The following is a 13,182-nucleotide window of genomic DNA, read 5'->3' as shown; positions in this document are numbered from 1 at the left end:
CCGCTTCGGGTCGGTCCGCATTCATCTACGCGGATCGATCTGCACACCTCTGAGGACAAACATCACCCGTTTACGAACACAGCACCTACCGCAGCCGCACCACCGGTGCTGCTTCGGGCGCGGCGTCCTGCACTTCGGCCTGAGCATCATCGATATCGCCGGCGCCCTTCGGCATAGCTTCCACCACCTCGATGCCTTTGCTGTGGCAGATGGTGGAAAGGCGCTCGGGCAGCTCCTGATCGGTGACGAACGTCTGGATCTGGCTGATATGGGCGATGCGGACCGGCGCGCTACGGCGAAGTTTTGTGGAGTCAGCGACCAGCATGACGCTGCGGGCATTGGCGATGATGGCCTGCGCCACCTGCACCTCGCGATAGTCGAAGTCGAGCAGCGCGCCCTCCTCGTCGATCGCGGACGCGCCGATGATGGCGTAGTCGACCTTGAACTGGCCGATCAGCTGCGTCGCGGTCGAGCCGACCACGGCGCCGTCGGCGCGCCGCACCGTGCCGCCGGCAACCACCACCTCGATGCGGGGATGGCGGTAGAGCAGCATGGCGACATTGAGGTTGTTGGTGATGACGAGGAGATCCTCATGCGAGGTCAGCGCGCTCGCAACCTCCTCCGTCGTGGTGCCGATGTTGATGAAGAGCGAGCAGCCGTTCGGAATCAGCGAGGCAGCGGCAGCGCCGATCGCCTTCTTCTCGTCGGCGGCGACGAAGCGGCGCGCCTCGTAGGCGAGATTTTCGACGCCCGAGGCGATGATCGCGCCGCCATGGACGCGGGTCAGCGAACGGCGCTCGCAGAGATCGTTGAGGTCCTTGCGGATGGTCTGCGCCGAGACTTCGAACCGGCGCGCCAGCTCCTCGACCATGACCCGGCCGGAGGCGCGGGCGATGTTGAGGATTTCGGCTTGGCGATGGGTCAATCCGGTCACGGCAATGGCCTCAGATCAGAACGATGCATGGTGCGGCGGTTCGCGCGCGCGGTCAATGCGCGTGCCGATCACGGTTAATGGATGAAGCCCTCACCACGCCATCGCGCTCGCGAGCCGCGCGAGCAGCGCCGGATCGTCGAACGCGCTCGCGGAGGCAACCGCGCCGGCGCCAACAAGGTCAGCATCGCTAAGGCTGGTCCGGATGCCGATGGTCGGAATGCCGGCGGCGGCGGCCGACTGCACGCCAGAGCGGGAATCCTCGAAGGCGATCGAGCCGGCTGCGCTGGCACCGACGAAGCGCAGCCCCTCCTGATAGGGCAGCGGATGTGGCTTGCCATGCGGCAGCTCGTCGCCGATCACCAGCGTCTTGAAGCGATGCGTGATGCCGAGGCCGGACAACAGCAGCTCGGCATTGAGACGCGGCGCATTGGTCACGGCAACCATGGGAATGCCGGCGGAGTCCGCGCGGTCGAGCAGCGCCATCAGGCCCGGCAGCGGCTCGATCTGCCCCGCGACCAGCGTGCGGAACACCTCCTCCTTCTCGCCGAGGATGGCGGCGCGCCGCTCCAATGTTTCATTGGGCAGAAAGCGCTCGCCGATCGACACGTTCGCGAAGCCCTGCAGCTCCCTGGAGAAGCGTGCGTGGTCGAAAACATGGCCGTGAGGACCGAGCACCTGGTTGAACGCCTTGAGGTGCAGCGGGTCGGTGTTGGCAAGCGTGCCGTCGATATCGAACAGCAATGCCCTGCCCATTGTCTCGATCATGTCCGTACTTTCCCGAATGCGCGACGCATCAATGCCGAAGACGTATCAATAGAGCCTCGCGCGCGCAATGACGCACGTGCATGACGACCACGCGCCACTCGACAAAGCCGCGCGCGGCTGCAACACTCCACACAAGACCAAAAAGGAGGAAACGATGACGATCAACCGACGCGATCTGGCTCTCTCGACTCTTGCCGTCTCCGCGCTTGCGCTCTCGACACCGGCGCTGGCTGCTTCGGCGGACGAAGAAGCCGTGGCGAAGCAGGTCGAGGCCTTCCGCCTCGCCCAGATCGCGGCCGACCCGAAGGCGCTCGGCGCGCTGTGCTGGGACGATCTCAGCTACAGCCATTCCAACGGCAAAGTCGAGGACAAGGCGACCTTCATCACCAACGCGACCGACGGCAAATCGAAGTTTCTCTCGATCGCCTATCAGGATCCGACCATCAAGGTCGTCGGCCCCGCCGCGATCGTGCGCTTCCACTGGGTGGCGGAACAGGAGATGGTGGTCGATGGGAAAAAAGTGCCGACCAACCTTCACATCCTGATGAACTGGCAGAAACAGGGCGACGCGTGGAAGCTGTTGTCGCGCGCCGCGACGAAGTTGTGATTGCTGCCGTTATTCCGGGACGCGCCGAAAGGCGCGGGCCCGGATTCCATTTGGTCGGCAATTTCTGCAACATGATAGATTCCGGGCTCGCGCTTTGCGCGCCCCGGAATGACGGCGCTTACGCCGCCTCCTTCACATCGCCGTTAACCAGCTTGCGCGCAGCGCGCTCGGCTTCGCGCGCGTTGCGGAAGAGCTGGCCTTCGAGGCGATTGAATTGATGGGACGAGGCGAAGAAGCAGTAGCCGCCCTGACCGCGAACGACGATGCCCGCGGTTTCTGAATTCACTTCGATGATGTAGCTGTCCGGCATGGCCCGTAGATTCCTCAGTGCGGGCAAATAACGACGACTTTGCCCAAAGGTTCCTGAGGGCAAATCGGCCGTTTCCACCCCGAATCGACGGGCTATTGAGTACGCCGGGACCTCATCCGTTTTATGACTGCTTGTTGGCAAAGCCGCGGCGCGCTGACTCACGCTCGCCTCGTTTCACGGTGCTGCACGTCTTCGTGAGATGAGGCGCAAGGCCGCGCGCGGTTACGTCGCGATCGGCGGATCGATGCGACTGATCGGCTGCGGACGACCGTGATCGTCGATCGAGACGTAGGTGAAATTGCCGTCGGTGACGAGAAACGGATGCTCCTCCCTGCGGCGGAGCGCCCAGGCTTCCAGATGCACAGTCATGGACGTGCGCCCGACGCGCACGAGATTGGCGTGGACGGAGACGAGATCGCCGACATAGACCGGTTTGCGAAAATTCATCGCCTCGATCGCAACTGTCACAGTGCGCGACTTAGCGACCTTCGATGCGAACACGCCGCCGCCGACGTCCATCTGGCTGAGCAGCCAGCCACCGAAAATGTCGCCATTGGCATTGGTGTCGGCAGGCATCGCCAGTGTGCGGATGCAGAGATCGCCGTTCGGCTCGGCATCGGACTTTTCAGTCATGTTGGTCTCACTTGAAATTGTCCCAGCCCGGGTCGGGCGCGCAGCGTTCGCCGAATCGTTCGGCCAGCGCGCGCATGGTCGATACGACATTCTCCACGCCGCGTGCACGCGCATAGTTCAGCGGACCGCCGCGGAACGGCGCGTAGCCAGTGCCGAAGATCATGGCGCCGTCGACCGCATCGGGATCGTCGACGATGCCTTCGCGCAGACACGCGACGCAGACGTTGGACATTGGCAGCACCAGGCGGTCGATCATCTGGTCGGTGACGCGCGGACCGGTCTCGGGCAATGGCGCCTTCTCCGCCTTGCCGTCCTTCCAGGTGTAAAACCCCTTGCCGGTCTTGCGGCCGAGCTCGCCCTTGGCAACCTTCTCGCGCAGCCAGGCCGGCGTTGGCGGCAGCAGATCGCCGAACTTCGTGCGCAGCATGTCGCCGACCGCAAGGCAGATATCGAGCCCGACCTGGTCGGCCAGCTCGATCGGCCCCATCGGCATGCCGAACTGTTCGGCGGCGGCATCGATCAGGCGCTGGTCGGTCTTCTCGTCCAGCATCACCATCGCTTCCAGCATGTAGGGCGTCAGCGCGCGGTTGACGAGGAAGCCGGGCGAGCTCTTCACGGATAACGGCAGGCGATCGATCGCGCCGACGAAGGCGAGCGCCTCCTTCAGCACTTGCGCATCGTTGCCGTCGTGGCTGACGACCTCGACCAGCTGCAGTCGCGACACCGGATTGAAAAAGTGTAGGCCAACAAGGCGCTCCGGCCGCGTCAGCGTGGTGCGCAGATCCTGGAGCGGAATGCTCGACGTGTTGGTGGCGAGAATCGCGCCCGGCTTCATCCTGGGCTCGAGGCCGGCATAGACCTTTTGCTTGAGCTCGAGCTTTTCCGGTACCGCTTCGATGATGAGATCGGCGTTGCGGACGCCCTCGCCGTCCATGTCGGGGATGAGGCGATCGAGCGCATCGCGCACCTCGGTCGGCTTGCGGATGATCTTGCCGTAGAGCTCCGCGGCACGCTTCACCGCGCCCGCGATCGGCTCGGCCTTCATGTCGGCCAGCGAGACGCGCAGCCCCTGCCCTGCACACCATGCCGCGATATCCCCGCCCATGGCGCCGGCGCCGATGACATGGACGTGCTTGACCGTGTTGCCGGAGCCGGCCGCCTTCTTCATCTGCTCGCGCAGGAAGAACACGCGGATCAGATTCTGCGCGGTCGGCGTCACCATCAATTTGGCAAACGACGCCTGCTCCGCCTTCAGCATCGCGGATTTGCTGCCGCCATGCGTCTCCCAGAGATCAATCAGCGCGTAAGGCGCGGGATAATGCTCGCGGGGTGCAGCCTTCGCCGCCTCACTGCGCATGCGCTTGGCCAACAGCCCACGCACCGGTCCGAAATTCGCTGCGCGCGCAAGGAGGCCCGGACTTGCCTTCTTCAGCCGACCAAACAGCGCGTCCTTCACGGCGTTACGAACGTGGCGCTCCTGCGTCACTGTATCGACGAGACCAAGCGATTTGGCGCGACGCGCATCGATCGTCCGGCCGGTCAGCATCAGCGCCATCGATTGGGTCGGATTGACCAGCGCGGTGAAACGCGCGGTGCCGCCGAGGCCGGGATGCAGGCCCAGCATCACCTCAGGGAAGCCGAAGCGCGCGCCGTCAACGGCAATGCGCGACTGGCAGGCGAGCGCGACCTCGAGCCCGCCGCCCAGACAGAAGCCGTGAATGACCGCGACCGTCGGCAGCTTCAACGCTTCCAGATGGTCGACCACCGCGTGCGCGGCGCGGATGCGGGTTTCCACCATCGCGGGATCGCTGGCGCCACGGAATTCGTTGACGTCGGCGCCGGCGATGAAGCCGGACGGTTTTGCCGAGCGAATGACAAGACCTGCAGGCCGCTCGGTCTCGATCGCCGCGAGCGCGGCGTCGAACTCCTCCATCACGTCGGCGGACAGCGTATTGGCGCTGGCGTCAGTGCGGTCGAACAGCAGCCAGGCGACGCCGTCCGCATCGCGCGTCAGCTTCAAGTTCTTGTACGGACCGTCTGACGCGGGCTGCGGCCCGAGCGAGAGCACACGGTCGCCAAGCGCGGTCATGATCTTTGAATCCATGGTCACACCGCCTCGATCAGCATGGCACCGCCGAGCCCGCCGCCGATACATTCGGTGGCAATCCCGCGCCGCGTGCCGAGCCGCTTCATCGCGTTGACGAGATGCAGCACGATGCGGTTGCCGGAGGTGCCGACGGGATGGCCGAGCGAGATCGCGCCGCCGTCGACATTGAGTTTGTCGCGGTCGATCTCGCCGGCGGCACCGTCGAGTCGCAAAATCTCGCGACAAAATTTGTCGTCGTTCCAGGCAGCGAGGCAGCCGAGCACTTGCGTCGCAAACGCTTCGTTCAGCTCCCAGGTCTCGATGTCCTGGAGGGTCAGGTTGTTACGCTGGAGCAGCGGCGTTGCCGACATCACGGGGCCAAGGCCCATGATAGCAGGATCGAGCGCGGCCCAATTGCTGTCGACGATCGCAGCCTTCGGCGTCAGTCTGTGCTTTGCGACCGCCGCGTCGGAAGCGAGGATCACCCAGGAGGCGCCGTCGGTGATCTGCGAGGAATTGCCGGCCGTCACCTGGCCCCAGGGACGCTCGAACACCGGCCGGAGTCTTGCGAGCGTCTCGGCTGTTGAGTCCGGACGCACACCGTCATCATGGTCGAAGAATTTTCCGTCGCGGGAGAAGGCGGTCTCAACCTCACCTTTCAGAAAACCTTCCGCCTGCGCATGCGCGAGCCGACGATGGCTCTCGGCCGCATATGCATCCGACTGGGCGCGCGTAATGCCGAAGAGATGGCCGACGACTTCGGCGGTCTGCCCCATGTTCAGTTCGGTGATGGGGTCGGTCAGCCCGCGCTCCAGGCCAATGATCGGCCTGAGATAGCGTGGGCGCAGCTTGAAGGCCGCGGCGAGCTTCGCGGCCACGCCCTTGGCGGTGGCAAGGCCGGCGAACCAGCGCACGCCGGAGTCCGGCCAGACCAGCGGCGCGTGGCTGAGCGCCTCGGTGCCGCCGGCCAGGATCATGTCGGCATGGCCTTCGCGGATGTAGCGGTAGGCGGTGTCGATCGACTGCATGCCGGAGCCGCAATTGATCTGCACGGTGAAGGCGACCATGTCCTCACCCATGCCGAGCCGGAGCGCCGCGACGCGGGCCGGGTTCATCTCGTCCGCGATCACGTTGACGCAGCCGAGGATGACCTGGTCGAAATCCGTGGGCGAAAATGGCTGGCGTGCCAGCAGCGGCCGGCCGCATTGCACGGCGAGATCGACCGGCGTGAACGGCCCGGGGCCCGAGCGCGCCTTCAGAAACGGCGTCCGGCTGCCGTCGACGATGAAAACCGGTCGTGCCATCAGCTCGCCGCCCTCTGTTCACCGAGTTCCTGGAAGAACTGATGCACGTCGCCCGTTTTCTTGTAAATCGGCGATAGCGCCTCCGGCGCAAAATCGTCGACCTCGATGACTTTTGTGACGGCTTCATGAGCGGCTGAAAGCTGCTCGCCCTCGGCCTGCGTGATCACGCCCTTGGTGACGGCGTCATTGGCGTCGCGGATATGGGCGGCGCGCATGCGCTTGGCGATGGCGTCGCTCCCCGTGACCAGCCTGAAGGCACGCTCGAGGCGGGCAAAGCCGCTGTCGTCGTCGACATGGGCGAGATCCGGCGTGAGGCGGTCGCGCGCGACCGAGGGCTCCAGCACGATGCTCGCGCATTGATGCACGACACGATCGGACGGACCGAGCACGCGGGCGCCAAACGGCTGGACCACGAGCTTGAGGATCACGGCGACGAAGCGGTTCGGCAGATTGGCGAGGATTTCGGCAAGCCGGTTCTCGATCGTCCGGAAGCCGCTCGCCATGCACCATTCCAGCGCGGCAAAATCTTCTTTCTGCCGCCCCTCGTCCTGCCAGCGCTTCAGCGCGGCCGAGAGAAGATACAGCTCGGAGAGGATGTCGCCGAAGCGCGCCGACAGCATCTCCTTGCGCTTCAGCGCACCGCCGAGCGTCAGCAGCGCCATATCGGCGCAGAGCGCGAACGCCGCGGAGTAACGCGAGAGCTGGCGATAGAATGGCGTAGCGTCGCCCGCGTCAGGCGCCATCGCGAAGGCGCCGAAGGTCCAGCTCTGGCCGAAGGCACGGAACAGCGTCCGGAAGCTATGGCCGACATGCTTCCAGAACGCCTTGTCGAACGCGGCGAGACCACGCTCGCGATCAGTGTCGGCCAGCGCATTCATCTCGTCGAGCAGATAGGGATGGGCGCGGATCGCACCCTGCCCGAACACGATGAGATTGCGGGTGAGGATGTTGGCGCCCTCGACCGTGATGCCCACGGGCACGGCGCGGTGGAGATTGCCGATATAGTTCTGCGGACCGTCGATCACGGCCTTGCCGCCATGGATGTCCATGGCGTCATCGACCGCGATGCGCATCCGCTCGGTCGCGTGCAGCTTCATGATGCCGGAGATCACGGCGGGATGGACGCCGGCGTTGAGCGCCGCGCAGGTCAGCCGCCGCGCCGCATCGAGCTGATAGGCGGTGGCGACGATGCGCGCGAGGGGCTCCTCGACGCCCTCGAACTTGGAAATGGAGATGCCGAACTGCTCGCGGATGCGGGCATAGGCGCCGGTGGTGCGCGCGGCATAGGCAGCGCCTGCAGCGGAGAGCGACGGCAGCGAAATGCCGCGGCCGGCGGCGAGCGCCGTCATCAGCATCTTCCAGCCCTGCCCCAGCCGTGCCTCACCGCCGATGACATAGTCGAGCGGGATGAAGACGTCGCGGCCCCAGTTCGGGCCGTTCTGGAACACCTGCATCGACGGCAGATGGCGGTGACCGATCTCGACGCCGGGCAGATTGGTCGGAATCAGCGCGACGGTAATGCCGAGTTCTTCCTGATCGCCGACGAGACGGTCTGGGTCGTAGGCCTTGAAGGCGAGACCCAGCAGCGTCGCGACGGGACCGAGTGTGATGTAGCGCTTGTGCCAGTTCAACCTGAGGCCTGTAACCTCGCGGCCCTCAAAATTGCCCTTGCAGATGATGCCGGTGTCGACCATCGAGGCGGCATCGGAGCCGGCCTCCAGGCTGGTGAGGCCGAAGCAGGGAATGTCGCGGCCGTCGGCGAGCCGCGGCAGCCAGCGTTCCTGCTGCTCCTTGGTGCCAAAGCGCATCAGGAGCTCGCCGGGGCCGAGCGAGTTCGGCACCATCACGGTGACGGCGGCTGCGATCGAGCGGGTCGAGATTTTCCGCACCACTTCCGAGTGGGCATAGGGCGAGAAGCCGAGGCCGCCAAACTCCTTCGGAATGATCATGCCGAAGAACTTTTCGCGCTTGATGAAGGCCCAGGCCTCCTGGGGAAGATCGCGCCATTCCCAAAAGATCTTCCACTCGTCGAGCATGGCGCAGAGCTCGTCGACGGGACCGTTAAGGAAAGCCCGCTCCTCGTCCGTCAACGTTGCCTGCGGAATTTTGAGCAGCTTGGACCAGTCAGGATTGCCGGTGAAGAGATCGGCGTCCCACCAGACGTCGCCGGCCTCCAGCGCCTCCCGCTCGGTGTCGGACATCGCCGGCAGCACGCCGCGCGCCCAGGAGAAGATCGGCTTGGTGATGGTGTCGCGGCGGAAGCTCATGGCGGACCTCATGCAACGGCGCGGTTACAGGGTATTTTAGCGGAAACTGGCCGGCGGTGCGTGAACACTTCGCGCGCAAAAAGATACGAATTGACGCGGCCGGGCGGCCGCCCCCGGGGACCATAACGGCGGGGCGTTGGGACGGTTCCGGGAGGGGAAGCGGTGGGAAGAGCGGTAGCCCGGCCTAATCCGGCCGAACCATCTCGAACATGTTTTCCGGCTTGATCTCAAAGTAGTCGCCGCGGCGCCCCGCGCGCACGATCGGGCGGGCGGCGGCGGTCTGGTAGACGCCGTCCTTGATCATGGCCTTGTCGATGTGGACGGCGACGACTTCGCCCAGCGTCAGCCAGGCGTCGGCTTCCTTGCCGTCGGCGCCCTTGAGGCGGACGATGTCGGACACCTTGCACTCGAACGCGACGGGGCTCTCGCCCACGCGCGGCACGTTGACGAGCTTGCCCGGCACGGCGGTGAGACCCGCGACCTCGAACTCGTCGACTTCAGGGGCAACATGCGCGGCGGTCGCGTTCATGTGCTTGGCGAGATCCATCGTGGCGAGATTCCAGACGAACTCGCCGGTCTGCTGGATGTTCTCGACCGAGTCCTTCCAGTTGGTGGAGGAGAAGCCGATGATCGGCGGCACGTAGCAGAAGGCGTTGAAGAAGCTGTAGGGCGCCAGATTGACGTGGCCCTTGCTGTCGCGCGAGGAGATCCAGCCGATCGGCCGCGGCGCGATGATGGCGTTGAAGGGATCGTGCTTGAGGCCGTGGCCCTTGGAGGGCTCATAGAAATACAGGTCTTTGTCGGTCACGCGCTGCTTCTCCGCTATCCGCCGTCCCGGGCAATGCGAAGCAGCTTATAGGCGGAAACCCGCCGGCCCGTCAGTGGCGCGGGGACAGACCCGCGATGACGAAATCGATCATCTGGTCGATGCTCGGGCCCGGCTTGGTGGCGCACTGGGCGATCATCTGGGGGTGGAAGAAGCGCATCATGGCGGTGCAGGCGCAGAGCGAGGCCAGTTGCAGGTCCGGTGCCTCGAACTCGCCGGTAGCGGCGCCCTGGGCGATCATCTGACCGATGACGCCCGCAATGCACTCCATATGGGTGACGCAGACGTCCCAGTCCTCCTGCATGGCGATCTCGACCATCTCATGCAGCTTGGAATCACCGACATAGCGTTCGGTGTTCATGCGGTTGATGGTGGTGAGCAGTTCGCGGAAGCGCTCAAGCACCGGACCGGGCCTCGCCACGATCCGCTGCGCCTCGAGCTCGACCTCGCCCATCAGCGAACGGGCCACCGACTGATGGATCGCCTTCTTCGATTCGAAGAAGCGATAGACGTTGGCGGGGCTCATCCGGAGCTCTTTGGCGATGTCCCCGACCGTGGTTTTTTGATAGCCGATCACGCGGAACAGCCGCTCAGCCACCTCAAGAATACGATCCCGGGTGTCGCCTTCGATATGTTCCGCAACCAGTGTCATGTGTCAGGACTCGTCCGTCGTTAGTCTTCTCACTTATTCAGCCGCTTCAGCAAGCGGAATTGCGTGCTGGTCATCGCTCCCATGCTGCGGCGCGGCAGGCTGCTCGGGGGTGCCCGCCTCGTCGAGGCTCTTGCGGAACCACAGGGCGTAGAGGCCCGGCAGATACAGCAGCGTCAGGAAGGTCGCGACGAACAGGCCGCCCATGATGGTAATCGCCATCGGGCCCCAGAAAGCCGAGCGCGACAGCGGGATCATGGCGAGGATGGCGGCGAGCGCCGTCAGCACCACCGGACGGGCGCGGCGGACGGTTGCTTCCACGATCGCCTCCCGCCGGGTCAGGCCGTGGGAGACGTCAGTCTCGATCTGGTCGACCAGGATGACAGCGTTGCGCATGATCATGCCGGCGAGCGCGATCAGGCCGAGCAATGCCACGAAGCCGAACGGAGCGTTGGCGACGTTGAGCCCGAGCGAGGCTCCGACGATGCCGAGCGGCGCGGTCAGGAACACCAGGATCAGGCGCGAGAAGCTCTGCAGCTGGAACATCAGCAGCGTCAGCATCACCATGACCATCAGCGGGAAGAGGATGAAGATCGAGGCATTGCCCTTCGCAGACTCTTCGAACGCGCCACCCGGCTCGATGCGGTAGGCCGGCTCGAGGTAGTCCTTGATGGCCTGCAGCTTCGGCGTGATCTGGTTGGTGACGTCGGGCGCCTGCACACCGTCGACGACGTCCGAGCGCACGGTGATCGCCATGTCACGGTTACGCCGCCACATGATCGGCTCCTCGTGGGCATATTCGATCTTGGCGATCTGCTGCAGCGGCACGGCAACGCCATTCTTCGAGGTGATGGTGAGATCGCCGACGCCGCCGAGGTCGAGACGCTCGGAGCCGACCGCACGGGCCACCACGCCGACCTTCTCGATGCCGTCGCGCACCGTCGTCACCTGCGAGCCCGAAATCAGCAGCGCCAGCGCCTGAGAGACGTCCTGCGGGGTCAGACCCATGGCGCGGGCGCGGTCCTGGTCGACAACGAGCTTGAGATAGGGCGACTGCTCGTTCCAGTCGAGCTGGACGTCCTTGACATTCTTGTTCTGCCGCATGACGTCGCGAACCTGGTAGGCGATCTCGCGCACCTTGTTGGCATCGGGGCCGATCACGCGGAACTGGACGGGGAAGCCGACCGGCGGACCGAAATTGAAGCGGTCGACGCGCACGCGCGCTTCGGTCAGCATGCCGTCGGCGACAGCGCCCTCGATCTTGGCCTTGACGCGCTCACGCGCCTCGACGCCCTTGGCGACGATGACGATCTCGGCAAAGGCCTCGTTCGGCAGCTGCGGGTTGAGGCCAAGCCAGAAGCGCGGCGAGCCCTGGCCGACATAGGACGTATAGGTCTCGATGTCCTGGTCGTCCTTGAGCAGCGTCTCGGCCTTCTTGACCGCCTTCTCGGTGACGTTGAAGGCGGTGCCTTCGGGCAGGCGCAGCTGGAGGAACAGCTCGGGCCGCTCCGACAGCGGGAAGAACTGCTGCTGGACATGGCCGAAGCCGACGATGGACGCAATGAAGACGCCGACGGTCGCAGCCACCACGGTGATGCGGTGATTGACGCACCACTGCACGATGGCGCGCAGGCCGCGGTACATGCGGGTCTCGTAGACGGCGTGCGGATCGTGATTGTGATGCACCTTGATGTTGGGCAGCAGCATGACGCCGATATAGGGCGTGAAGATCACCGCCACGAACCACGAGGCGACCAGCGCGATCGCCACGATCCAGAAGATGCTGCCGGCATATTCGCCGACCGCGGAATTGGCAAAGCCGATGGGGAGGAAGCCAGCGGCCGTGACCAGCGTTCCCGTGAGCATCGGAAACGCAGTGGATTCCCAGGCAAAGGAGGCCGCGCGCATGCGGTCCCAGCCCTGCTCCATTTTCACCACCATCATCTCGACTGCGATGATGGCGTCGTCGACGAGCAGGCCGAGCGCGATGATCAGCGCGCCGAGCGTAATACGATGCAGGTCGAGCGACATCGTGTTCATGACGATGAAGACGATGCCGAGCACCAGCGGCACGGAGAGTGCGACCACGATGCCGGTGCGCCAGCCGAGTGCCAGGAACGAGACGAACAGCACGATGACGAGCGCTTCCATGAAGGAGTGCACGAACTCGCCAACGGCGTGCTCGACCACCTTGGGCTGGTCGGCGATCAGCTTGACGTCGACGCCCTGCGGCACGGCCTTCATGAATTCGGCCGTCGCCTTCTCGACCTCCTTGCCGAGATCGAGGATGTTGGCGCCCTTGGCGGTGACGACGCCGATGCCGATCGCTGCCTTGCCTTCCTGACGGACGACGAAGCTTGGCGGATCGACATAGCCATGGGTGACGGTGGCGATGTCGCCGAGGCGGAACACGCGGCCGTTGCTCTCGACCGGGGTCTCGGCCACGGCCTTGGCGCCGTCGAGCGCGCCGGTGACGCGCAGCGGCACGCGCTGCGACGAGGTCTCGACCGTGCCGGCCGGAGTCACGTTGTTCTGCTTCGCAAGCGAGTCGAACAGCGCCTGCGGCGTGATGCCCAGCGTGGCGAGCTTGGCGTGGCTGAACTCGACGAAGATGCGTTCGTCCTGATTGCCGTAGACGTCGACCTTGGTCACGCCGGGCACCTTGAGCAGGCGCTGGCGGAAACCTTCGGAGACCTTCTTGAGCTGGGCGTAATCGGCGCCGTCGCCGGTCATCATGTAGAGGATGGAGTCGACGTCAGAGAATTCGTCGTTGACGACGGGGCCTAGCACTACTTTGGCAG

11 protein-coding genes are annotated in these 13,182 nt (G+C 64.9%); 1 reads left to right on the top strand and 10 read right to left on the bottom strand.

Translation table 11 applies throughout. The features are described from left to right. Positions 1-85: 85 nt before the first annotated feature. Both FXB40_RS08515 and FXB40_RS08510 read right to left on the bottom strand, forming a co-directional pair. Positions 86-934, bottom strand: a complete 849-nt coding sequence (locus FXB40_RS08515) for a DeoR/GlpR family DNA-binding transcription regulator (protein ID WP_148771764.1) — start codon at positions 932-934, stop codon at positions 86-88. Between the two features lie 90 nt (positions 935-1,024). After that, positions 1,025-1,699, bottom strand: a complete 675-nt coding sequence (locus tag FXB40_RS08510; RefSeq protein WP_148771763.1) for an HAD family hydrolase — start codon at positions 1,697-1,699, stop codon at positions 1,025-1,027. A 154-nt stretch (positions 1,700-1,853) separates the two neighbouring features. Between FXB40_RS08510 and FXB40_RS08505 the strand changes: the two genes are divergently transcribed. Next, a complete protein-coding gene (locus tag FXB40_RS08505) occupies positions 1,854-2,306 on the top strand; it encodes a nuclear transport factor 2 family protein (protein WP_148771762.1) in 453 nt (150 codons plus the stop codon). Between the two features lie 118 nt (positions 2,307-2,424). Here FXB40_RS08505 and FXB40_RS08500 read toward each other — a convergent pair whose 3' ends face one another. The 8 genes from FXB40_RS08500 to FXB40_RS08465 all read right to left on the bottom strand — a co-directional run. After that, complete coding sequence (locus FXB40_RS08500) at positions 2,425-2,616, bottom strand: hypothetical protein (RefSeq protein ID WP_008137732.1); 192 nt, start codon at positions 2,614-2,616, stop codon at positions 2,425-2,427. A 222-nt stretch (positions 2,617-2,838) separates the two neighbouring features. Continuing rightward, positions 2,839-3,249 carry an acyl-CoA thioesterase gene (locus tag FXB40_RS08495; RefSeq protein ID WP_148771761.1) on the bottom strand — a complete coding sequence of 137 codons (411 nt, stop codon included), beginning with the start codon at positions 3,247-3,249 and terminating at the stop codon, positions 2,839-2,841. A 7-nt stretch (positions 3,250-3,256) separates the two neighbouring features. Then, positions 3,257-5,353, bottom strand: coding sequence for a 3-hydroxyacyl-CoA dehydrogenase NAD-binding domain-containing protein (locus FXB40_RS08490; RefSeq protein WP_187436739.1), 2,097 nt, complete (start codon positions 5,351-5,353; stop codon positions 3,257-3,259). A 2-nt stretch (positions 5,354-5,355) separates the two neighbouring features. Next, complete coding sequence (locus FXB40_RS08485) at positions 5,356-6,639, bottom strand: acetyl-CoA C-acetyltransferase (RefSeq protein ID WP_148771759.1); 1,284 nt, start codon at positions 6,637-6,639, stop codon at positions 5,356-5,358. Beyond that, positions 6,639-8,906: an acyl-CoA dehydrogenase gene (locus tag FXB40_RS08480; RefSeq protein ID WP_187436738.1), complete on the bottom strand. Its 2,268-nt coding sequence runs from the start codon at positions 8,904-8,906 to the stop codon at positions 6,639-6,641. Before FXB40_RS08480 ends, FXB40_RS08485 begins: the two co-directional genes overlap by 1 nt. Positions 8,907-9,090: 184 nt before the next feature. Beyond that, a complete protein-coding gene (locus FXB40_RS08475; RefSeq protein WP_148771757.1) occupies positions 9,091-9,714 on the bottom strand; it encodes a flavin reductase family protein in 624 nt (207 codons plus the stop codon). A gap of 70 nt (positions 9,715-9,784) precedes the next feature. Further along, a complete protein-coding gene (locus FXB40_RS08470; RefSeq protein WP_148771756.1) occupies positions 9,785-10,384 on the bottom strand; it encodes a TetR/AcrR family transcriptional regulator in 600 nt (199 codons plus the stop codon). Between the two features lie 33 nt (positions 10,385-10,417). Then, positions 10,418-13,182 (bottom strand): efflux RND transporter permease subunit (locus FXB40_RS08465; protein WP_148771755.1); only part of this gene is annotated, 2,765 nt, incomplete at its 5' end.

This window comes from Bradyrhizobium rifense (assembly GCF_008123425.1).
Lineage (GTDB): Bacteria > Pseudomonadota > Alphaproteobacteria > Rhizobiales > Xanthobacteraceae > Bradyrhizobium > Bradyrhizobium rifense.
The sequence above is the reverse complement of the archived record's forward strand: the minus strand, read 5'-3'. Positions and strand labels throughout refer to the sequence as shown.